Origin of the sequence: Sodalis sp. RH19, from assembly GCF_047324215.1 — a bacterium.
Classification (GTDB): domain Bacteria; phylum Pseudomonadota; class Gammaproteobacteria; order Enterobacterales; family Enterobacteriaceae; genus Acerihabitans.
In genome coordinates this window covers 2,324,760-2,347,114 of the sequence record NZ_CP178734.1, presented here as the reverse complement: position 1 = coordinate 2,347,114, position 22,355 = coordinate 2,324,760, and the positions used below count along the sequence as shown (strand labels likewise).

Here is a 22,355-nt window from a genome sequence, read left to right as displayed (position 1 = left end):
GGCTTGACGTTCGTATACGAACTAAATAGAATTTTCCGTGAAGCCTGGGGCGGAGTCTGTTCGTCCGAACATATAGTTCGTATACGAACTATATGTTGTTGCCTTGCTTCGTTTATGCGACTTATCCTCGTTATATCGCGGGCCGCTGACGTTGGGGAAGGGCTGACCGGCGCCGGGTAAAACGGCAGGGTAGATGAGTCGACCCGCCTTTTCACATTGGATACGGGATTTAACATGATATTCGACGATTTGCGCCAGTTTCTGCAGGCGCTGGATGAACATGGCCAGCTGCTGCATGTGAAAGACTCCGTCCAGGCCGAGCCGGACCTGGCGGCGGCGGCCAATGCGGCCGGTCGGATCGGGGATAAAGCGCCGGCGCTTTATTTCGATAATATCGCGGGTTTCACCGACGCCAAGGTTGCGCTTAATACCCTGGGTTCGTGGCCTAACCACGCTATCGCCTTGGGCATGGCTCCCGGTACCTCCACCAAGGATCAGGTTGCGGAATTCATCCGGCGCTGGGACGAGTTCCCCGTATCGGTGGAGCGCCGCGCAAATCCGCCCTGGCGGGAAAACAGCGTCGAAGGCGACGATATCAATCTTTTTGAAATACTGCCACTGTTTCGCCTCAACGATGGCGACGGGGGTTTTTATCTGGACAAAGCCGCGGTGGTCTCGCGCGACCCGCAGGACCCCGATAATTTCGGCAAGCAGAATGTCGGCATTTACCGTATGCAGGTCAAGGGCAAACGCCGTCTCGCCATCCAGCCCGTGCCGGTGCACGATATCGCCATCCACCTCAAGGCGGCGGAGGAGCGGGGCGAGGACCTGCCTATCGCTATCACCCTTGGCAACGATCCGATCATCACGCTTATGGCGTCGACGCCCCTGGGCTATGACCAGTCGGAATACGAAATGGCGGGCGCGCTGCGGCAGGCGCCTTATCCGATCGCCACGGCCCCGCTGACCGGATTTGACGTCCCATGGGGGTCGGAGGTGGTTATCGAAGGCGTGATCGAAAGCCGCAAGCGCGAACTGGAAGGCCCGTTCGGCGAGTTCACAGGCAATTATTCCGGCGGGCACCGGATGCCGGTGATAAGGATCGACCGGGTTTCTTATAGAACGCAGCCGATCTTCGAGTCCCTTTATCTTGGCATGCCCTGGACGGAGGTGGACTATCTCATCGGTCCGGCAACCTGTGTCCCGCTTTACAAGCAGCTCAAGGCCGATTTTCCCGAGGTGCAGGCCGTTAATGCCATGTATACCCATGGCCTGCTGGCGATTATTTCCACCAAGAAACGTTATGGCGGATTCGCGAAAGCGGTAGGACTGCGCGCCATGACTACGCCCCATGGATTGGGTTACGTAAAAATGGCGATTGTCGTGGATGAGGACGTCGATCCCTTCAATTTACCCCAGGTTATGTGGGCTTTGTCCACCAAGGTGAATCCCGCGGGCGATCTGGTACAACTGCCCAATATGTCGGTGGTCGCGCTTGACCCCGGCTCGACGCCCGCAGGCGTGACCGACAAGCTGGTCATTGATGCGACGACCCCCGTCGTTCCGGACACGCGCGGCAATTACGGTCTACCGGTGCGCGATCTTCCCGAAACGGGCCGCTGGATCGAGCGGCTGAACACGCTGATCGCCAACAACCGTTGATCCGATAATAGATAATAAATGAAAAGGAACATATGATGATTTGTCCTCGTTGCCAGCATCCGGAGACGGACGTTTTGTTTGAAAGCCCGGTCCCGGGCGTATTTACCGTATTTCAATGCGGGCAATGCCTTTACACCTGGCGTTCGACCGAGCCGCCGCGCCGTTCCGATCCCCGGTTTTATCCGCAAGCGTTCCGCCTGGACCCCGGGAGTCTGGAACACGCCGAGGAAATACCACCGGTTCCGGTCCTGCGGAAAGTCACCGGAGAGTAATACACCTCGTATCCGGTGCGCCTGGGTAAGGGGTTAAATCATTCCCGCCACACCGCGTCGCGGACTTCAATGGCCCGCGGGGGCAGACCCAGCGCGTAGAAGCGGCCGGCAATTGCCTGCTGCTCGCGAAAAATGGTCAGGTCCATGCGCTGGGTCTGATGGCTGCGACGCGTCAGCACATGACTAAGGGCATCCGTCGCCAGGCCGAGCTCGCCAGAAAGCAGGGCGGCCGCCCCGGCCCGGTGGTGCTGGCCTTGCCGGAGGACACGCGATGGCAATGTTCAGACGTTGGCATAGTTGCCTCAAGCCCACGCCTGGAATCCCATCCGGGCATGACGCAAATGGCGATGCTGCATCGGCTGCAACAGGCGGAACGGCCGTTTCTCCCGGTGGGGAGCAGCGGCTCCGTTAATGCCCAGCATCGGCTACAGTAATTCGCCCACCGATCGCCGCAATAATGACCATGGCGGTATTTTGGGCTTATCAGTGGGAACCCGTATAAAGATCTGAGTTTCAGTGAAACGCGCTTTCTTCATAATGAGGCTCCCGTTGGTTGCATTTTAATCAGAGAACTTCATCAAGCAGTAAGACTAAATTTCGGGGGGACTACACACAACCTGATTTGTTATATGCGAACCAGCCCCATGTTGAAAACCTGAGGTTGGTTTTTCCCAGAGATAGATTGATGAAATCTTAGAATTTGATTTGTATCTTTGACGATATCGTTTTATCGGCGGCGGCAATCAACGCGCTCTCGATGGCTTCCGGCTGATATTCGCCGCTCAGCAGCGGCAGCGGATTGATGCGACCGTCCTGCAGCCATTTCACCGCGGTGTCGAACTCATCTATAAAACGGAAAGATCCGACCCAGCGTATTTCTTTCACCAGCATCGGCATCACCGGGTATTCTACGCTGCTGGCGCCCATGCCCACCTGCACCACGGTGCCGGCCGGGCGGGTGAGGGCGACGGTAGAGCTGATGGCCGCCGGGCTGCCGGAAGCTTCAAACACCACGTCAAAATAGCCCCGGTCCCGCTGATAGAAAGCGGCGCTGTCTTTATTCATCGGGTTAAATGTCGCGGTGGCGCCCATCTGAGCGGCCAGCGTCAGGCAGCGGTCGCTGACATCGCACGCCACGGCTTCGGCCGCCCCGGCGCTTAACGCCGCGGCCAGGATCAGGCAGCCAATCGGCCCGGCGCCGATCACCAGCACTTTTTTGCCGACCAGCGTGCCCGCCGCGTTAACGGCGTGGATCGCCACCGCCAGCGGTTCGGCAAAGGCGATGACTTTCGGTTCGGCGTGCTCATCATAAGGAATACACTGTTTTACGGCAGCCACCACATATTCGGAGAATCCCCCGTTTACATGCGGATCGAACTGCGCGCTGCCCATAAAACGCATGGCGGAGCACAGGTTTTGCTTGCCCTCCAGGCAGAACACGCAATGGTTGCAGGGTTGCGAAGGATTGACCGCCACGCGCTGGCCGACCCGCAGGTTAGAGTCCACCGGCGCCTTGCTTACAACGCCAACGAACTCATGGCCGACCACCATGGGATGTTTGAGTACCGACATCCCGGCGCGTCCATGTTGGTAATAATGGATGTCGGACCCGCAAATGCCGCCGCGGTCCACCTTCACCAGCACATCCTCATCCTGGTATTCCAGCTCGCGTTGTTCTACGCGAATATCTTTCTCACCGTAGGCAAAGCAGGCTTTGCAGCTGATTGTATGGGTGCTCATTATTTGACCTCGATTTTAAGTGCGTCTGGGCCGGGTTGCGGCCGGACAGGTTCAGTTGATTTCGGCGGGACGATCACGTCGATTTTCCCGACCAGGAAGGTGTAGGCCAGCAGGCCGGCCAGTGCGACCGCGGCGATATACCACATCGCGTACTGGAAATTATTGGTGCGCTGCAGGATCACGCCGATGACAATCGGACTGATGATGCCGGACAGGTTGCCGCAGATATTCAGGCAGCCGCCCATGGTGCCGAGAAAGTTGCGCGGGATAACGTCGCTCCATACCACCCAACCCAGATTGGAGAAGGCGTTGGCGAAAAAGGCGATGGACAGGATGGCAATGGCGATGAGGGGCTGGTCTTCAAAATAGTTGACCAGGCAAATCACCATGGTCAGGCACAGCCCGGACATCACGGGCAGTTTGCGGGCCAGCGTACGCGATGCGCCTTTTTTCAGCAGCATGTCGCTCAGGGTGCCGCCGCACAGCACGCCGGCCATGGCCATCAGGTATGGAAAGGAAGCTCCCAGGCCCGCTTTGGCGATCGACAGGTGCAGCCCCTTTTCCAGATAGACGATAAACCAGGTCAGGAAGAAATATAGCGTGGAGGAACAGGCAAACTGGGCAATAAACAGACCCCAGATGGTGCGTTTTTTCAGGAAGAAGCGAATATCGGCCCAGCGTACTTTTTCGCTGACGTTAGCCTGGTTTAGTGAACCGTAGCCGCCGCCGTCGCGGATATAATCCAGTTCTTGCCGGTTGGTCTTGACGCTATGCTGCGGATCGCGGTATTTCATCAGCCAGAAGATGCCGAACAGGACGCCGGCGGCGCCGGAAAGGTAAAATGACATTTGCCAGCCGAATTCCGCCACGATAAACGACAGTGCCGGAGTGAGCAGCGCCAGCCCGATGTATTGCGCGCTGGAATAAATGGCGGTGGCGCGCGCCCGTTCATGATCGGGAAACCAGGTGGCGATTATCTTGGTATTGGACGGGAAAGAGGGCGCTTCGGCTATGCCGATCAAGGCCCGGCAGCCCAGTAACATCAGGAATGACGCGGTAGCGGTGGCAAACAGGTGATGCGAGGCAAACCCCATCAGGAAGGTAAACACGCTCCACAGGATGATGGCGCTGCCGTACAGGACGCGTGAGCCGATGCGGTCCAGCACATAACCTACCGGGATCTGGCTGGCGGCGTAGAACCAGGTGAACATGGAGAACAGCAGCCCAAGCTGGGTGGGACTTAAATCGAAATCGGCCTGGATTTTACTGCCGGCGACGGACAGGTTGGCCCGGTCCATATAATTAATTGCCGTTACGATAAATAACAGCGACAAAATAAAGAATCGCGACTTGGTTGCTTTCATTTTATTTTCCTGGTCAAAAGGTACCATTTTTTTATAAGCAGACGGATACAGGGATATAGCCCACAGCGGCGATGCTGTGGGCATAGGTATATTCAGATCAGGCTGGGCGGGTTACAGCACGGCCAGCCAGCCGCCGTCGACGTAGATAATCTGGCCGTTGATGTAGTCGGACGCGGTGGAGGAAAGGAACACCGCGGTGCCGATCAGTTCTTGCGGCTTGCCCCAGCGCTTTGACGGGTTGCTGGCTTTGACCCAGGCGTCGAACTGTTTATTGTCGATAAGCGCGGTGTTCATATCGGTAAGGATATAACCGGGGCCGATGGCGTTGGTCTGAATGTTGAATTCCGCCCATTCGGCGGCCATTGAGCAGGTCAGCATCTTGATACCGCCTTTGGCCGCGGTATAGGGCGCCACGGTGGGGCGGGCGGCCTGGCTGGTCAGCGATCCGATATTGATGATCTTGCCGCCGTTGCCGCGGGCAATCATCCGTTTCGCGGCCGCGCGCGAAACGATAAAAGCGCTGGTCAGGTTAGTGTCGATGACGCGTTGCCACTGTTCCAGCTCCAGCTCCACCATGGGTTTGCGGTACTGGATGCCGGCATTGTTAATCAGGATATCCACCGGCAGCCCCTGTTGTTCCAGGGCGGCAAACGCGCTTTCCACCGCATCCTCATTGGTGACGTCGAAGGCGACGCCCTGCGCCTGATAACCTTTAGCACGGAGTTTTTGTACCGATTCATCCAGCAGCTCCGCGCGGATATCGTTCAGGACTACGCTGGCGCCAGCGGCGGCCAGCCCTTCGGCGTAACAATATCCCAAACCTCGCGCCGAACCGGTCACCAGTGCCGTTTTCCCGGTTAAATCAAACAAAGCAGACATAGTAATTCCTCATCAGGTGATCCTGGCGATGGATATCGCCCGTTAACTTGTATGACATCATTCATATTTAAGGTGAAGTAATGGATTTTTTAAAGCAATGCACATAGGTTTTTTTTGCAATCAAGATCACAAAATAATTTATCTGTATGTTTTTTATTTTATTTAAAATGTTTAAAAACAATAAAATAAAACAATATTGTTAATTTTATGACCAGGTGCACATTATTGGATTCTCGGGCTTTGCGTCGCTCACTTTCAGGGGTATAACAAAAATAACTTGTAGGACAACAGGTGAGATGCTAGATCTGATAACACGAGCCGGTTGGGTGTCCGGGCGGTTAAGGCGAAGGAACACGCCGCCGTGAAATGAACACGGATGTTAACGGGCAAACATTAAATTTAAGGAGTGACTGTGAGTAATTTGAAAATCACCGCGGTGAAAACCATTCTGACCGCCCCGGGCGGCATCGATCTGGCGGTGGTGAAGGTAGAAACCAATCAGCCGGGATTATATGGCCTGGGCTGCGCCACCTTTACCCAGCGTATCCAGGCGGTGAAAAGCGCCATCGACGGCTACATGGCGCCGTTCCTGATTGGCAAGGACCCGGCGCGCATCGAGGATATCTGGCAATCGGCCTGCGTAAGCGGTTACTGGCGCAGCGGCCCCATCATGAATAACGCGCTGTCCGGCGTGGACATGGCGTTATGGGATATCAAAGGCAAGCTGGCCGGCATGCCGGTGTATGAGCTGCTGGGCGGCAAATGCCGCGATGGCATTCCGCTATACGTGCATACCGACGGCAGCGACGAATTTGAAGTGGAGGACAATGTCCGCGCACGCATGGAAGAGGGCTATCAGTACGTCCGCTGCCAGATGGGCATGTATGGCGGCGCGGGTACCGACGACCTGAAGCTTATCGCCACCCGGCTGGCCCGGGCAAAGAACATTCAGCCGAAACGCTCGCCGCGCGCCAGCACGCCGGGGATTTATTTCGATCCGGATGCCTACGTGAAAAGCGTGCCGCGCCTGTTCGACCATCTGCGCAATACACTCGGCTTCGGCATCGAATTTATCCATGATGTGCACGAGCGCGTGACGCCGATGGCCGCCATCCAGCTGGCCAAGAATCTGGAACAGTACCAGATGTTTTATCTTGAGGACCCCGTGGCGCCGGAAAATATCGATTGGCTGAAGATGCTGCGCCAACAATCGTCCACGCCGATTTCGATGGGCGAATTGTTTACCAGCGTCAATGACTGGAGACCGCTGATTACTCACAACCTGATCGATTATATCCGTTGCCATGTCAGCACCATCGGTGGCATCACCCCGGCGAAAAAGCTGGCGACGCTGAGCGAAATCCACGGCGTGCGCACCGCCTGGCATGGCCCGGGTGACATTTCGCCAGTGGGCGTTTGCGCCAACCTGCACCTGGATATGAGCGTGACCAACTTCGGCATCCAGGAATACACGCCGGTCAACGACGCGCTGCGAGAGGTGTTCCCCGGCTGCCCGGAAATCGAGCTGGGTTATGCGTACCTGAGCGACCGCCCGGGGCTGGGCATTGATATCAATGAGGAAAAAGCGGCGCAATACCCCTGTATCGGTGGTATCCCGTCCTGGACCCTGGCGCGTACTCCTGATGGGACTGCGTCGCGGCCATAGGGAACGCGCGGCATAGGAGGATGGCATCCTCTTATAGCGGCCGGGCGCTTATGCGTCCGGCGCCGACTGTTTCAGTTTCTCAATCGCCGCCACGTTTTCCGACATCGCTTCATTGAGCACCGCCACCGCGGTGGAGGAGTCTCGGTTCTTGATCGCCATGAACACCTTGATATGGGCCTCGACGCTTTCCAGCGAGATGCCGAGTGCGCGGTTCAGCTCTTCCAGATAGTAGTAGTAGATGTCTTTGATGGAATTCATGACGTTGTAAAACACTTTGTTCTGCGATGCCTTGGCGATCGCCAGATGGAAATCAAAGTCGGCCTGTGAATACTTTTTGTAGTCGTCCTTGTTCACCAGCATGCGGTTCAACGCCTGTTCCAGGGCGGTGATGTCGTCGGGCGTGGCGTTGCATACCGCCAGCTCCATGCATTTGAACTCCACCGTTTGGCGGAACACCATCATATCGTGAAACTCTTCGCGGCTCAGGTGCATGATGGGTTGGTGTTCGTTTAACAGACTTTGCTGGTTAAGGTCCTTGGTGACAAAGCTGCCTTTGCCCTGGTGAGTGATGACAATACCCAGATCGCGCAGGCGCTGTACCGCGCTGCGGATGCTGACGCGGCTGACGTTGAACGAGGCGGTCAGTTCGGCCTCGGAAGGTAGCTTGCTGCCCGGGGGCCAACTTCCGTCCAGCAGCTTTTCCTTGATTTGATCATAAACCGCGTTAACCACGTTGTGTTTCTGTATTGATTGAATGCTCATGGTGTCCGTCACATACGTTGTCCTACAACATGCCTGTGTATAGCACGCCCAGCGGGGGCTGTGAAGCCAAAAAGCGCATTTTCATGCTGTCAGGCCGAAACCAGCCGCTGAAAATAAAATATGTGATCGTCACTTCATTTTGGCGGATTGGTCATTGATCGGCGATGGAGAATGCCGCATTTTTAAACATGAATGATGTCATACAAGATGTTGTGTGACAGGTAGTGTTTGGCAATGAAGAAAGATAAACACTCCGGCTTCAGGTACTGACCGGTAATAATTAACCCCCTTGGAATATCGACATGAGTCAACTTTTGCCACAGAACCTAGCGCCGGTACGCTGGCGTAAACTGATCCCGCTGGCTTTTATAACCTACAGCCTGGCCTATCTCGATCGCGCCAACTACGGTTTTGGCGCCGCCTCAGGACTGGCGCACGATCTGAATATCACTCCAGGCATATCGTCGTTGCTGGGCGCGTTGTTTTTCCTGGGTTATTTTTTCTTCCAGGTGCCGGGCGGCATCTATTCGGAACGGCGCAGCGCCAAAAAACTGATTTTCTGGAGCCTGATATTGTGGGGGATCCTGGCGACTGCAACCGGCATAGTGCATAGCGTGGCGGCGCTGGCCGTGATCCGTTTCCTGCTGGGCGTGGCCGAAAGCGTGGTGATGCCGGCGATGCTGGTGTTCCTCAGCCACTGGTTTACCAAGCGCGAGCGTTCCAAAGCCAATACGTTCCTGTTCCTAGGCAACCCGATCACGGTGTTGTGGATGTCGATTGTGTCAGGTTATCTGGTGAATTCCTTCGGCTGGCGCGGCATGTTTATCATCGAAGGCGTGCCGGCGATCGTCTGGGCGGTTATCTGGTGGGTTATCTTTGTTGACCGGCCGAAAGACGCCAAATGGCTGACAGACCAAGAGAAGCAGGATCTTGAGGCTGCGCTGGCGGCCGAGCAGGTGGAAATGAAACCCGTGAAAAATTACGCCGAGGCGTTCCGCTCGAAGAAGGTGCTGGCGTTGTCGTTTATCCATTTCTTCTGGAATATCGGCATGTACGGTTTCATTATGTGGCTGCCTTCGATCCTGAAGACCGCCTCGGGTTTGGGCATCGTGGCCACCGGTTGGCTATCCGCCGCGCCTTACCTGCTGGCGGTGCCGCTGATGCTGACCGCCTCCTATTTCTCCGATAAATTCCAGCAGCGTAAGCTGGTGGTGCTGTTGTTCCTGGGACTGGGGGCGGTATGTTTTTGCGGATCCTTTACCCTGGGCGCCGACCATTTTTGGTTGTCCTACGTGCTGCTGGTGATCGCCGGCGGAGCGATGTACACCCCTTATGGGCCTTTTTTTGCCGCGGTGCCGGAGTTGTTGCCGCGCAATGTCATGGCGGGGGCGATGGCGTTTATCGTCAGCTTCGGCGCGCTGGGCTCGTTTGTCGGGGCGTGGATTGTCGGCTACCTGAATGGCGTTTTCCAGGGGCCGCAGGCGTCTTATGTTTTTATGGGCGGTTCACTGGTGATCGCCGTCATCTTGACCGCTTTGACCGGCTTCAGTAATAAATCCTCTGCGCAGGCGGCGTCGAAGGCGGTGGCGCTACCCTAATCCCTATACAGGCCGGTTACTTTAACGGCCTGTTTTTTGCGTCCATTACCTTCGATTATGTGTAAGTGTTCTACAACCGTACCCGCCGGCACGGCCATCTGGGCGGGGTCAGTCCTGCCAGACGGTCCCGATTTACAGGGCCGCCTTATGAATAGACTTGAAACACCTGTCGTGCAGTCTTAAACCCATTCAGCCAGGGATGCCGGAGTAAATCCGCTCAATGCTGTGTAATTGCCATCTTCCACTTTCGTTACCCAATCCGGATCGCTTAGCAGGGCACGGCCCACGGCGATGAGATCACACTCTTCACGCTCCATGCGCTCAATAAGGCGCTCAAGGCTCGCAGAAGCCGATCCCTTTCCGGCGAAAGCATTAGTCACATCGTTATCCAGACCAACCGAACCTACGCTAATCGTCGCGGCGCCTGTCACTTTTTCGCCTAATCCGCACAGTTCAGGCCGTTTCCGCCATCAATCTCAGGGAATTCCGGCTCCCAGAATCGACATTGCGAACAGTGTAGGATATCGACGCCAGCCTCAACCAGCGGTAATAACCATTCTTCCATCACCGCCGGGGTTTCGGCAATTCGTACCCCGAAGTCCTGCTGCTTCCAGTGGCTGACACGCATGATATCCGTAAAATCAGGACCGACTGCGTGACGAACGGCAGAGATAATCTCACTGGCAAAGCGCGAACGTTCTTTGATTGTTGGGCCACCGTAGCGGTCCGTACGCAGATCAGTACCGGCCCAGAAGAACGGGTCGATTAAAAATCCATGAGCGCCATGGATTTCGGCCGTGTCGAAGCCCAGACGTTTGGCATCCGCCGCTGCCTTTACGAACGCCGAAACGGTATCCGCAATATCTTCTTCACTCATTGCAACGCCGCGTGGGTCTCCGGGCGCATCAAAACCTGACGGGCTTTCAACAGGGGCTGCCGGCTCCCAGCCGTTGATATAACGCACTGCACCGGTATGCCAGATCTGCGGCGCCATGCGGCCGCCTGCACTGTGCACAGCATCAATAACGTTTTTCCAGCCAAAGTGCCGCTTCACCATGGAAAAAGGGAAAAAGGGAAAAAGGGATGCCGCTTCGTGGACTACGCCAATGGACGCTTAAGAAGTTGCCTGAAGTCGAAGCAGCCAGGCGGCAATTTAATCAGGTTGCTGGAATGAAATGAGAAAAGGTGGGCAACCCAATGTGTTGTTTAAGCAAAACGTTGCCTGCTGACGCGCTACCCCTTTCTGATCTTAAACTCCGCTAAGCGCGAGTCCTGATATTATTAATGATACACATTCAGGTTATCCATCAGAATCCGGAGGGTAATCTCGTTTTTTTGGCCAGGCCGACATTGAAATATCAATGAGCTGTGAAAGTGTCTGTCGGCTTGCGCCTGCTGAAGGCAGATTTACCACCGACTGCAGAATGCCAAAGTAATACCAGGCCAGCAGTTCCAGATTGATATCCTGCGCGATTTCTCCCGTTTGTTGCCCCTTCGCCAGAATGTTTAACAATATCTGTCGCTGTTGGCGAATCCCCACGTTCATCGTCATTTTCCCTGCGGCGGTAAGATCGGCTTGCTCACTGAGGCTGCGAGACAGCAGGCAACCTCTGAGGTTATCCAGTCCAGCGTTATCCGGAAGGAATTCACGCAGCAATGCTTCAACCCTTGCTCTTGGGGACGCAAGTTGAATTGAATTCATGCGAGACAGGACGCGGTCCGTATACAGCCTGAGGCACTCATTGAAGAGCCCGTCCTTATCCTTAAATCGCTGATAAAGGCTGGAGCGGGACAGACCTGTTGCTTCAGTAAGGTCGCTGATGGAGGCGTTTGCATAACCATGACTCCAGAAAACGCCGATCGCCGCATTCAGCACGGCACTTTCATCGTATTGCGGTTTACCGCCCATAAATCCTCCGTTGACAATTTGGAATGATCGTACCAAGATTGCTGGACTGATCGTTCCATCATATAATAAGGGTTCACCATGCTTAATCAATCGAATACTCAAGCGCCTGAACTTCGCATCGCTGTCGCGGGTGCCACGGGTCGGGTCGGCTCACACTTAATCAATATGCTCGCATCAGATCCCGTAGCGGTCATTGCACTCACGCGTCAGAAGAGACCTGAAAATATTTCCGACAGGGTATCATCTGTTGTTGTGAATTTTGATAAACCCTCAACGCTCGAAAGGGGGCTAGCAGGTGCCGATAAGCTTTTCATTGCTCATGGGACATCATCTCAACAGGTGGCTAATGAGATAGCACTCATTGATGCTGCTGTAAAAACAGGCGTGCGACATATTGTTAAGCTTTCGGTGATGGGGCCAGCAACGCCCATAAATCCTTTTGCATGGCATGCAGTGATAGAGGCTCATCTGGCCCGACAACCTGTGGCCTCAACCGTATTGAGACCCACTACTTTCATGGATATACTCAAGCGTGCTGGAAGCCAGGTCGCTGCGGGAACCTGGGCGGGCGCTGCAGGTAACGGGCGCGTCAATCTGATTGACACCCGCGATGTAGACCGGGGCGGCACGTGTAGCGCTGCTTGAAAAAGTAGCAGATAACTCCCAACGTGCTTATCACCTAACGGGTCCGCGTAACTGGACAATGCCTGAGATTGCTGAGAAATTATCCGATCTTTTAGGTCGTACGGTCACCTATATTGACCGCTCACCCAATGAACAGCGCGCTGCATTACTTGCTGACGGTCTTTCACCGTTTGTCACTGAACTGCTTATTGGACTTGACCGGATTTTCAACCATTCAGTGCTGATTGAGCGCACTCTGACTGTTGAAGAATTAACTGGATTGCCCCCGCGCTCATTGTCAGATTGGCTGCAGGAAAATATTGCTTTTTTCAATCGGTAGATACGGCGTGTCATCAGACACTACGTTAAAGAGATCTCCTCATCCAATATTGATGAAAATGAACGTTAATCAAATTATTCATAACATTCGCAATGAATAAGATAATTTATCTGATGCTTATTACCTATAAAACGTATGGCCCTAATGAAAGTACTAACGTAACCGCGATGGAGACAGGCCAAAGCGCTGTGTAAATCTTTCAGCGAAGCGTGAAACCGATTTGTAGCCGCAGGCATCTGCCACCTGCGTCATGTTCCAGTTGGTGGTTTGTATCAGCAATAAGCCGTGGTGCATGCGTATATCCACGAGAAGCTTCTCAAAGCGGATACCCTCTTCGCGCAACCGCCTTCGCAGGGTTGATTCGCTCATAGCCAATGCTTCACCGGCGGAGCGGGCAGTCCAGCAGATTTCTGGTGAGGCGCGTAGCAGGCGGCTTAAACGTGGAAAGACGCCCTGTCGTTGTGGAAGGGTAAAATGAATATTTTGCTCGGCAAGGACTAACAGTAAGTCAAAAATTCTTAACCGGATCCTTGCATCGCTAAGACTCGGCTGATCCAGGTTTTTCAGTAACGTTCGCAATGATTCGTGTAGAGCGCTATTAAGATCAACCGTGGTGAACTGAGGTTTCTTTTTAGCACTGGAAATGTCGCCCTGAAAAAACTGATAAAAATATTCCAACACATCTGCACTGAAAGTGAGAAATATTGACCGGAACGGAGAGTCATTACTCGGGGGATATTTGGTATAATCGGCAATCACGCCCTGATCTATAAAACCTACGGCGGCCTTATCAGCTAATGTATGGTTTTCCCCCGAAGCCAGGAACTCAATTCTTCCCGCTAATACGATCAGCACCGTCGGTTCAAAGAAGAAAAAAGAGGGGGTACTCTGCTCCACCCTGAGTTGCGGATAAGCCACCGAAACCAGATTATTACGGCTGGTGTTGCTGCCATAAAAACCAGACCAGGAAAATTGTTCACTGCTCAAGGCGTATTTCTCATCTGATGCGAATAACCTATTTTCTCTGGTCATGGTTTACCTGCTGCTTAGACGCTGAGCGTTACACTTTCACGTCCGGGTTAAGACTGTAGACTCCAGTCAGCGTAGCTTTGGCCAAAACGTCGCTGTTTTCCAGCGTGCGACGGATGTTAGCACCAGTAAGCTCTCCTGCTACGTTCAATGTCGGGGTCGGGAGCGCATATAATGTGAATACATAATGATGGATTATTTCATCATTCCACGGCGGACAAGGACCATCATAGCCATAGTAGGTGCCCGCCATCGACTCATCATTGGCAAACCACCCGGTATAATCATTTATGCCATGGGTCAGTCCATCTGGCGCGGAGGGACCCTGTTTGCCTCCAGCGGAAATGCCATGGGATTGTGACCCCTCAACGATTTCGCTCTGACCCGCCGGGATATTTAACAGTAACCAGTGAAAAAAATCGGCGCGGGGCAACGATGCCGGGACCCTCTTACCTGGCTGATTTACATTTTCAGCACTGGTAGGAACATCGGGATCGTGGCAAAGGAGCACCAGCGACTGCGTACCCGCGGGAACATCTTCCCAGCGGAGGTGTGGGTTAAGGTTATCAGATAAACGGATATTATTTTCAGGATCGTAAACGGCAAAACTATTCTTGCCGGGGATGGCACCGCCATCTTTAAAATTATGGCTATATAATTTCATGCTGTTGCCTTGTCTATAAATGGAAAAATCGATTATACGACTTTCACAAACCTTACCAGTGCCTCATCCAGTCAAATTTCTTCCTGAAGCTATCATTTTGGCTGGACATGCTTAGTTTAAAACAAAAAACGTATCACGTGAATGATGGCTGCTTTTGTTTTGGTGAAGCCGAAGAATGGCCGAAAAGAAGAATAAAATGACCGAATTTAGCAATGTGCTTTGTAATTTATTTAATTATATTACCTTCTCTTGAATAATAATGAGTATCATTATCATATAAAGGCGTGTAAAATGTATCTCAATAAAGCGCGAGTAACAGCCCCATTTCGATTGAAATTAAGTGTTTTTTATTTTCTTACTTGTTTTTCCCAGGCACATGCAACACCGATTGATGAAGGTAGTGAAAATAAACTTAATAACAATAATAAAGACGAAACGATGGTTGTAAGCGCAAGCGCCAATGGAATGGATAAATCTACAAGCCAGGCACCTGCGTCTGTCACTTCGATATCAAGTGAAGAAATCCAAAAAAAACCTTATCGTGATATCGCAGATTTGCTCCAAGGGGTTCCGGGTATCACAACCACGATTGGCGGGGATCACAAGGAGATAAATATTCGTGGCATGGGATCCGATTATACCTTATATATGGTCGATGGTATGAGAATTGACTCCAGGGATACGAGCCGTTTATTTGATGGCTATGGTCAGATGAATGCCTGGATGCCTCCTGCTTCTGCAATAGATCATATTGAGGTTATACGAGGGCCGATGTCCGCTTTATATGGATCAGATGCAATGGGTGGTGTAATTAATATAATAACACGTAAAAATTCAAATAAATGGCAAGGAAGTATTGGCGCCGATTTTACAATGCAGGAGCATAGTGATTCGGGTAATATATTTCAGAATAATTTCTTTTTAACCGGTCCATTGATTGACAATATCCTTTCAATGCAGGCTTATGGAAATTATTCTAAGCGTGACGAAGACGATATCTATAATGGTTATCGAGGTAGCAAAAGAGACAACATAACAGGCAAGATAACACTAACCCCTTCGGATAAACAAGAAATTACTTTTACAGCTAATCATACACAACAGGATATAACTCAGACCGTAGGGAAGTCTATTAGCCCAGCATATAATTATGTCACTGGCGTGCCGACAGATTACAGGAAAAAGACTGAGGTTAACCGTTTTTCTGTAAATCATATTGGCTATTTGCCCATTGGAAAAACAGAATCGTATATCCAAAGCGAAGATTATACGATAGGTTCTGAGGATGTTTGGCTAAAGAATTTAAACATGCGATCCTCACTTTCTTCAAATATAGGCAGCCATATCCTGACCTTTGGTGGAGAACTTAGTATTAAAAAGTTACATGATGGAACATCAAATCAGCTATCCAGTGAGACAGATCTAAAACGTACCGAAAAGTCCTTGTTCCTGGAAGACGCATGGCTGGCTACTGAAGATTTCACTTTAACTTCAGGTGTACGTTTTGATGATGATGATCAGTTTGGGAGTCACTGGAGCCCGAGAATTTATGGTGTCTGGAATGTTGCCACAAACTGGACGATTAAAGGGGGCGTCAGTAGTGGTTTCAAAGCACCGGCTATTACAGAAACTTCAACATCGTTTGGTACCGTATCTTATGTTGGCAACGTTTACGGAAATCCTGATCTGAAACCGGAAAAGTCAATAACCCAAGAAATGGGACTCCTTTATGACAACGATGAAGGATTAACAGGAGGTATTACATTATTTAATAACCAGTTCAAGGAAAAGATAGATACAGTATCTTGCCCAGAAAACCAATGTCTGTCAGTACCTAATGTTTATGGTGCTTACCCACTTATCTATACAAATATTGGTAAAGCAGTAACTCGGGGTGTTGAAGCCTCACTTGCTTTTCCTGTTACTGAAAAAGTAAGCATTGCGAATAACTATACATATACCTATTCAAAACAGCAGTCTGGTGAAAATAAAGGGAAGCCACTTAATAAACTGCCTAAACATCAATTCAATAGTACTGTTAATTATCAATATAGTGAGAGGTTGAAAACCTGGCTGGCAATAAATATTCGCGGAAAGGATAGTGATAATGTAGGTGGCGCACAAGCGACTATATTACCTATCCAGGCACCTTCATTTGCCATGTTAGATATCGGAGCGGATTATGCAGTCGCCAAAAATGTAGATATTAAGGCTGGTGTTTCAAATATTCTCGACAAAAAAATTCGTTATGATGATTATGGTTATGTTGAAGATGGCAGACGATACTGGCTTGCTGTGAATTATTCTTTTTAGGTAATAAAAACGGGGGAGGACGGCACCCCCTTTCTATTTTTTAATTTCATGCAAATCGATAAGTTTTGAAGATGAATTTTTTAAATCATTAAAATAACTCAGCGGTGGTTTACCTAATATTTTTTTGAACATGGTAACAAAACTGCTTGCATTTTCATAACCCAGGTCAAGTGCAATAGCGGTAATACTATCCCCCTCGGAAATTCGCTGAAGTGCTATAACTATATGAAGTTGCTGCTTCCATCTGCCAAAGCTCATGCCCAGCTCATGTTGCACTAACCTGGTGAAGCTTCTTTCACTCATATTGACTCTTAGCGCCCATTCATGAAGTTTAAGTGAATTATTCGGACTTTTAATAAGCTCATTGGTTACTGAATATAAGCGCGATTCTGAAGGCATTGGAAGACTAACTTCGAGTTTAGTCGTAGCTTTTAACTGATCGACTAATACATCTATTATTTTTTTTTCGGATTCTGATAATGTAGATTTGCCGTTAAAATTTGAGGCAAAAAAAATCAATTCACGCAAAAGAGGATGTACAGAAAGAGTTGCACATTCTTCAGGAAGCCCCTTTATTTTAGTAGTGTCAATGAATAAGCAGTAACAGCTAGTATTGCCGGCTCCTCTTGTAGAGTGAACTGTATTAGTTGGTATCCATATAGCACATTGCGGTGGTATTAGGTAGATTGATTTTTTTACTTCACATATTATAATTCCTTTTGGCGAAAATATTAGTTGAGCTTCAGGATGCTGATGTGGCTTGAGTTCCCAGCAATCTGTAAAATTATCTGATTTAATGGATAAAACTGGTAAAAAGGGATTTCTCACTTCAGAAATTTCGTAATGGTTTACTGTATTAAATGAGCGATCAGTTGTCATAGAATTCAAACCTCTTGGTCGAATAACTAAGATTATAACATTAACCATATGAAGTGGAAAGTTTTAAGCTAGGTGAGCGTAAAAATCTCCAATTATAATAACTAAATTGTTGTGATTTTTTTAAGGTTTTTGCTAAAATATGCTTTATTTAAATTATTATCATCTTCACCATTGTGCTCTACTAATTAACAATTTTATTCATTAAAATCTGATGGTTCAAAAGCATCTAATCGAGTTGATAAATCTTAATAGTGGATTCATTTATGTCTACCATTTAATATTCAACTTCATTTTATTCAGATGGTCAATTAGACAATTAATTGATTTTATCCCCAGGCGGTCATTGAGGCTTACACACGGATGGCGGAATTATCGGTATTTTGGAGAATTAATATATTAATGGGTGTGTTGATACAATAAAAGAATACAATTAGGTACTGCTTTTATAAAGGTGATTATATGAGAGGTGTTCTTGCTTTTTTAGATGTGATTTATTTCGCTTATGTTAATCATGTTTTATTTTTATTAATGTCATTCTTTACGTGTTGTTAAATGTTGTTTTTCGAAAGCACTGCATTGTGCAATTGCCTGAATGATGGGGTCCATCAAAGAGTGTTATTGTGTCGGTTTTAAAAATCAGCGGTTAAGCTGAATTTAATTGAGTTGGCGTAGTCAATAGTTGATGATTTGCACTGTTATGTAATTTTTGTGAACTATATGATGATTTATGTCGGTATGAGATTCGTCCACTTCTCTCATTCAGTTGTCTCTCCAATAGACCGGCTTCATACAATTCTCGGGATGCGCGATAAACCACGCTTAGACTAATCTTTTTTTCATCGTACATATTAATATAGATATCCCTTACCTCCAGAAAAGCATCCTGATGCTTTTGCATAACGTCTAATACATATGCTCTGGGGATGGTGTATCGTAATATTTTCTTCATTAAATTATTTCTCATACTGAGCATGCTTTTTCAAATTAACAATGGCTTTTAATTTTTATCTTCAATGCGTTTAAGTAATTCGTGAGCCTTTTCAATTGCTGCGTCTTTATTGCTGGCTATAATTAAAGGAAAGCCCCAAAATTTAGAAAATGTTTTTGAAAAAGCGCTGAGTAATATCGTTTGCTTCTCCTTTGGGATGACCTGGACCTGAGCTATTATATAATTTCTAACATCAGGTTTGTTGTTTTTCATCCATTTAACAATAATCATTTTTTCTTCTTTAGAATGCGCGTGATTTTCCTCATTTCCATAATCATCTCCATTGATCAATATAAAAGGCGTTTTCCTTGCAAAAAGTGCTTTTAGCTGAGAAAAAGTGTTTTCAACATCATAACTGTTATTGTTTAATTCCTTTTCATCATTGACCTGTTTCAACCACACTAAAGGGAATCTTGAATCATCTATTACAAGCATTGCCATGTCCTTTATGGAATATGAGAATGATAAATATTACCATTGGTGTTTTGATTTTAGTTTGGAAATCCGGCCGTTTTATATTCATTTTCAGCCTATTTGTCGTTTTTCTACCCCGGTCTTCGCTAGTACGCTTCTTGTGTCATTCCTTGTCAGGACATAGCTTGAAATGCGTGATCGCAGATACCGGTCTTGGTGTAGTCGCCCATCATTCGTAGCCATTTGTTGACTACGTTTTCACACATTTATTGTTGCGGACACGAATCCTGAGAAACAATGGACTGCCCTCATCCATAAGACGATCCTGCCCCATAGTTTGGCTATAAGAGGAATGTATTTATCCTTTTCACGCCCAGGCCGGGCCTGATGCGGGCCATAGAGCACAAGGAGGAGGGTGTCTGTTTCTTTCAGAAAGCGCGCACAGAAAAGTAAAAGGATTTCATTTCAATAATAAGGAAGCTGTTCAAGCGCATGGGTATAACGTTATGCCTGACCGATCAGCATCGATTCAGACCTCTGAAAATGGCAAAGTTTAAAAAAATATTCTGGGTATTATTCGTAGTAAGTCACTATCCGTTGTCCACACAGTTCATGGACATTAATATTCATATCATAAAGTTGACCGAGACGCTCAGCGGTAATGACATGATTAGGAGAACCTTCATAGTGTACTCTGCCCGCAGACATCGCAATAATGTGATCTGAATAGTACGAAGCAAAGTTGATATCATGAAGCACCAATACGACGGTTTTACCAAGTTCGTCTGCTGCTCTTCGAAGAATCTTCATTGTAGCGGTCGCATGCTTGAGGTCTAGACTATTTAGGGGCTCATCCAGTAGCAGATAGTCGGTGTCCTGACATAGGACCATTGCGATAAAGGCGCGCTGGCGTTGTCCACCGGAAAGCTCGTCAAGGAAACGGTCGCGCAACGATATGATGCCCAGATACTCCAGTGCACGCTCAATATGCCCTCGATCATCGTGGGTGAAACGTCCTTTCGAGTGCGGGTAGCGGCCAAAAGCGACCAAGTCACTGACGGACAGGCGCACGCTGATATGGTTATCCTGTCGCAGGATCGCCAGACGTTGCGCAAGTAGGGCCGTGGGAGTGTTAACGACATTCATCTCGTCAACCTTCACGGTCCCACTCGTTGCCGGCAGTAGCCTGCTAATAAGCATCATGAGCGTGGATTTACCGGCGCCATTGGGGCCGATGATGGATGTCAGTCCGCCTTTGGGGATCCTCACCGAGACGTTGTCCACGACGGTAGTTGTGCCATAGCGTTTAGTGAGTGCGTGTGTTTCGATCATCGCGCCCTCTGCATGATTAATATAATGAAAGCAATACCGCCAAAGAACTCAATGACAATGCTCAGGCTGGTATTAAAACCAAACAGCCTCTCCAGAACAAGCTGCCCGCCAACCAGACATATCATCGCGATCAGCGCGGAGGCAGGGAGCATCAGAGCATGCCGCGCATTCCCGACAAAACGGTAAGCCAGGTTGGCAACCAGTAGGCCGAAGAAAGTGACCGGCCCTACCAACGCTGTAGAGACCGATACGAGAATAGCAATTATCATCAGGATGGTTCTAACAGTCCGGGTGTAATCGATGCCGAGATTGATTGCCGAGTCTCGCCCAAGCACCAGCACATCAAAGCTACGCCGCATTCTCCAGCCTATCACCGAGACGCTGAAGACAAGTATTGCTGCGATGGACAGCAGGCTTGAGTCGATAAGATTGAAGCTTGCAAAGAGGCGATCCTGCAGGACGGCGAATTCACCCGGATCGATGACACGCTGTAGGAAATTCGACAGGCTACGCAGTAGCCCGCCGAACACGAGACCGGCCAGCGCCAGGAACATCAGGTCTCTGCGACCTCCGGCGAAGAGCCAGCGATAGAGCAGGGCCGCTGAACTGACCATGACGAATGTCTCCACGGCAAAGCGCAGATATGGGTTGATGGCGGCGCCGTGGACGTAGCCGATGGTGAATGCCACCAGGGTCTGGATAAGAACGTACAGCGCATCAAAGCCCATGATCGATGGCGTCAGGATATGATTCTGGGTAATGGTCTGGAACAGTACGGTCGACACTGCCATTGCGTAGCCAATCAACAACAGCCCTGCGAGCTTTTGCGCACGAAGCGGTAGCACAAAAGACCAATGTCCTCCGGCACCAACGGTCATGAATGCAACTGATGCGATTATCGTCAGTATAACGAGCAGAATGATGACCATACCGGGCCTCATTTCTTGAAATTCAGCCAAATCGTGCAACTCCTCGTTTGAGGATGAAAAGGAAAATCACGCTGCCAGCAATCCCGATAATGGGGCCCACGGGGATCTCGAAGGGTTGGGTTACGGAGCGGCCTATAATGTCGCAACTCAGTACGAAACCGGCGCCGAGAGTGGCGGTCCACGGTACTGCTCTGCGCAGGTTGTCGCCGATCACCATGCTGATGATATTCGGCACGACCAGACCGACAAAGGGGATCGCGCCTACTGTCGCGACCACAGCAGCTGTTGCGATCGAAACGATAACAAGCCCGGTCATGAGTGTTACCCGATAGTTCAGGCCCAGGTTATTTGTGAAATCCTGCCCAAGTCCTGCCACCGTGAATCTGTCGGCTGCAACATAAGCGACGACAGCGGCGACAAACGAGATCCAGAGCAGTTCATAGCGGCCGCGCAGCACCGATGAAAAGTCCCCAGTAGACCATGTGACCAGCGACTGAATAAGATCGAACCGGTAGGCAAGAAATGTCGCCGCTGCGTTAATTATGCCGCCGAGCATCAGACCGACGAGCGGGACCATCAATGGCGAGCGCATGGGTGACAGCCGCAGTATGACAAGGAACAGTAGCGTTCCCAGCAGGGCGGTAAAACACGCCACAAGCATGCGCGCGGGCACAGGCAGTCCGGGAGCCAGCAGAGCAGCCAGCAATAACCCAAGTGTGGCGGACTCAATCGTCCCTGCTGTGCCTGGCTCCACGAAGCGATTGCGCGAAAGCATTTGCATGATTAGGCCAGCCACCGCCATGGAACTTCCAGCGAGGAGCAATGCAACGGTCCGCGGAATGCGGCTCGCCAGTAAAATGTTTGTGGTAGACGTGGTATAGCCTGCTAAAAGCGATGCAGGCGAAATTGTCGTCGCACCGATAAATAGGCTAATCAGGGAAAGCAACCCGACCACGATCAGTGCGATTACAAGTCCCTTCATTGACGTTTT

The 22,355-nt window shown here is 50.2% G+C and carries 21 protein-coding genes and 2 pseudogenes; 8 read left to right on the top strand and 15 right to left on the bottom strand.

Annotation, left to right across the window (positions count from 1 at the left end; genetic code table 11):
- The first annotated feature begins 234 nt into the window (after window positions 1–234).
- Together ACL2XF_RS10600 and ACL2XF_RS10595 are read left to right on the top strand one after the other, a co-directional pair.
- Window positions 235–1,662 (top strand): non-oxidative hydroxyarylic acid decarboxylases subunit C, encoded by a 1,428-nt coding sequence (locus tag ACL2XF_RS10600; RefSeq protein WP_410015484.1) that lies wholly within the window; start codon window positions 235–237, stop codon window positions 1,660–1,662.
- 32 nt (window positions 1,663–1,694) lie between these two features.
- The gene (locus tag ACL2XF_RS10595) at window positions 1,695–1,934 is read left to right on the top strand and encodes a non-oxidative hydroxyarylic acid decarboxylases subunit D (RefSeq protein ID WP_413728557.1); all 240 of its coding nucleotides are present in this window, start codon (window positions 1,695–1,697) and stop codon (window positions 1,932–1,934) included.
- Between the two features lie 38 nt (window positions 1,935–1,972).
- On the opposite strand, the pseudogene ACL2XF_RS10590 reads toward ACL2XF_RS10595, so the two are convergent.
- Window positions 1,973–2,179, bottom strand: a pseudogene (locus ACL2XF_RS10590) (AAA family ATPase); the annotation flags it as partial.
- Here ACL2XF_RS10590 and ACL2XF_RS10585 point away from each other — a divergent pair.
- On the top strand, window positions 2,093–2,368 hold the full coding sequence (locus ACL2XF_RS10585; RefSeq protein ID WP_413728865.1) for a hypothetical protein: 276 nt from the start codon (window positions 2,093–2,095) through the stop codon (window positions 2,366–2,368). The pseudogene ACL2XF_RS10590 and the gene ACL2XF_RS10585 overlap by 87 nt on opposite strands.
- Before the next feature lie 259 nt (window positions 2,369–2,627).
- On the opposite strand, the gene idnD is transcribed toward ACL2XF_RS10585, so the two are convergent.
- The 3 genes from idnD to ACL2XF_RS10570 form a co-directional block, all read right to left on the bottom strand.
- The gene (idnD, locus tag ACL2XF_RS10580) at window positions 2,628–3,674 is read right to left on the bottom strand and encodes an L-idonate 5-dehydrogenase (RefSeq protein ID WP_413728556.1); all 1,047 of its coding nucleotides are present in this window, start codon (window positions 3,672–3,674) and stop codon (window positions 2,628–2,630) included.
- Window positions 3,674–5,038, bottom strand: a complete 1,365-nt coding sequence (locus ACL2XF_RS10575) for an MFS transporter (RefSeq protein WP_413728555.1) — start codon at window positions 5,036–5,038, stop codon at window positions 3,674–3,676. The genes idnD and ACL2XF_RS10575 overlap by 1 nt, the downstream gene beginning before the upstream one ends.
- A 111-nt stretch (window positions 5,039–5,149) precedes the next feature.
- Window positions 5,150–5,917: an SDR family oxidoreductase gene (locus ACL2XF_RS10570; RefSeq protein WP_413728554.1), complete on the bottom strand. Its 768-nt coding sequence runs from the start codon at window positions 5,915–5,917 to the stop codon at window positions 5,150–5,152.
- 412 nt (window positions 5,918–6,329) lie between these two features.
- Here ACL2XF_RS10570 and ACL2XF_RS10565 point away from each other — a divergent pair, with 412 nt between their 5' ends.
- Complete coding sequence (locus ACL2XF_RS10565) at window positions 6,330–7,583, top strand: enolase C-terminal domain-like protein (protein WP_410015479.1); 1,254 nt, start codon at window positions 6,330–6,332, stop codon at window positions 7,581–7,583.
- A 48-nt stretch (window positions 7,584–7,631) separates the two neighbouring features.
- Here the strand turns inward: ACL2XF_RS10565 and ACL2XF_RS10560 are convergent, their stop codons facing one another.
- On the bottom strand, window positions 7,632–8,345 hold the full coding sequence (locus tag ACL2XF_RS10560) for a FadR/GntR family transcriptional regulator (RefSeq protein WP_410015478.1): 714 nt from the start codon (window positions 8,343–8,345) through the stop codon (window positions 7,632–7,634).
- 302 nt (window positions 8,346–8,647) lie between these two features.
- Between ACL2XF_RS10560 and ACL2XF_RS10555 the strand changes: the two genes are divergently transcribed.
- Complete coding sequence (locus tag ACL2XF_RS10555; RefSeq protein WP_413728553.1) at window positions 8,648–9,943, top strand: MFS transporter; 1,296 nt, start codon at window positions 8,648–8,650, stop codon at window positions 9,941–9,943.
- Between the two features lie 179 nt (window positions 9,944–10,122).
- Here the strand turns inward: ACL2XF_RS10555 and ACL2XF_RS10550 are convergent.
- Window positions 10,123–11,010, bottom strand: a pseudogene (locus tag ACL2XF_RS10550) (12-oxophytodienoate reductase); the annotation flags it as partial.
- Window positions 11,011–11,243: 233 nt separating this feature from the next.
- Window positions 11,244–11,852: a TetR/AcrR family transcriptional regulator gene (locus ACL2XF_RS10545; RefSeq protein WP_410015476.1), complete on the bottom strand. Its 609-nt coding sequence runs from the start codon at window positions 11,850–11,852 to the stop codon at window positions 11,244–11,246.
- A gap of 78 nt (window positions 11,853–11,930) precedes the next feature.
- Between ACL2XF_RS10545 and ACL2XF_RS10540 the strand changes: the two genes are divergently transcribed.
- Window positions 11,931–12,497 carry an NAD(P)H-binding protein gene (locus ACL2XF_RS10540; RefSeq protein WP_413728552.1) on the top strand — a complete coding sequence of 189 codons (567 nt, stop codon included), beginning with the start codon at window positions 11,931–11,933 and terminating at the stop codon, window positions 12,495–12,497.
- A 58-nt stretch (window positions 12,498–12,555) separates the two neighbouring features.
- Window positions 12,556–12,816, top strand: coding sequence for a hypothetical protein (locus ACL2XF_RS10535; protein WP_413728551.1), 261 nt, complete (start codon window positions 12,556–12,558; stop codon window positions 12,814–12,816).
- Window positions 12,817–12,969: 153 nt separating this feature from the next.
- Here ACL2XF_RS10535 and ACL2XF_RS10530 read toward each other — a convergent pair whose 3' ends face one another.
- A complete protein-coding gene (locus ACL2XF_RS10530) occupies window positions 12,970–13,848 on the bottom strand; it encodes a helix-turn-helix transcriptional regulator (protein WP_410015474.1) in 879 nt (292 codons plus the stop codon).
- A gap of 28 nt (window positions 13,849–13,876) precedes the next feature.
- The gene (locus ACL2XF_RS10525) at window positions 13,877–14,509 is read right to left on the bottom strand and encodes a YbhB/YbcL family Raf kinase inhibitor-like protein (RefSeq protein WP_410015473.1); all 633 of its coding nucleotides are present in this window, start codon (window positions 14,507–14,509) and stop codon (window positions 13,877–13,879) included.
- Window positions 14,510–14,800: 291 nt separating this feature from the next.
- On the opposite strand from ACL2XF_RS10525, the gene ACL2XF_RS10520 reads away from it, so the two are divergent.
- A complete protein-coding gene (locus tag ACL2XF_RS10520) occupies window positions 14,801–16,822 on the top strand; it encodes a TonB-dependent receptor domain-containing protein (protein WP_413728550.1) in 2,022 nt (673 codons plus the stop codon).
- A 33-nt stretch (window positions 16,823–16,855) separates the two neighbouring features.
- Here the strand turns inward: ACL2XF_RS10520 and ACL2XF_RS10515 are convergent, their stop codons facing one another.
- From ACL2XF_RS10515 to ACL2XF_RS10490, 6 genes are all read right to left on the bottom strand, one after another.
- Window positions 16,856–17,701, bottom strand: a complete 846-nt coding sequence (locus tag ACL2XF_RS10515; RefSeq protein WP_413722593.1) for an AraC family transcriptional regulator — start codon at window positions 17,699–17,701, stop codon at window positions 16,856–16,858.
- A 643-nt stretch (window positions 17,702–18,344) separates the two neighbouring features.
- A complete protein-coding gene (locus tag ACL2XF_RS10510) occupies window positions 18,345–18,650 on the bottom strand; it encodes a transcriptional repressor (RefSeq protein ID WP_413728549.1) in 306 nt (101 codons plus the stop codon).
- Between the two features lie 48 nt (window positions 18,651–18,698).
- Window positions 18,699–19,124 (bottom strand): hypothetical protein, encoded by a 426-nt coding sequence (locus tag ACL2XF_RS10505; RefSeq protein WP_413728548.1) that lies wholly within the window; start codon window positions 19,122–19,124, stop codon window positions 18,699–18,701.
- 552 nt (window positions 19,125–19,676) lie between these two features.
- On the bottom strand, window positions 19,677–20,435 hold the full coding sequence (locus ACL2XF_RS10500; RefSeq protein ID WP_413728547.1) for an ABC transporter ATP-binding protein: 759 nt from the start codon (window positions 20,433–20,435) through the stop codon (window positions 19,677–19,679).
- Window positions 20,432–21,364, bottom strand: coding sequence for an iron chelate uptake ABC transporter family permease subunit (locus ACL2XF_RS10495; protein WP_413728546.1), 933 nt, complete (start codon window positions 21,362–21,364; stop codon window positions 20,432–20,434). Before ACL2XF_RS10495 ends, ACL2XF_RS10500 begins: the two co-directional genes overlap by 4 nt.
- Window positions 21,365–21,386: 22 nt before the next feature.
- The gene (locus ACL2XF_RS10490; protein WP_413722596.1) at window positions 21,387–22,346 is read right to left on the bottom strand and encodes an ABC transporter permease; all 960 of its coding nucleotides are present in this window, start codon (window positions 22,344–22,346) and stop codon (window positions 21,387–21,389) included.
- Window positions 22,347–22,355: the final 9 nt, after the last annotated feature.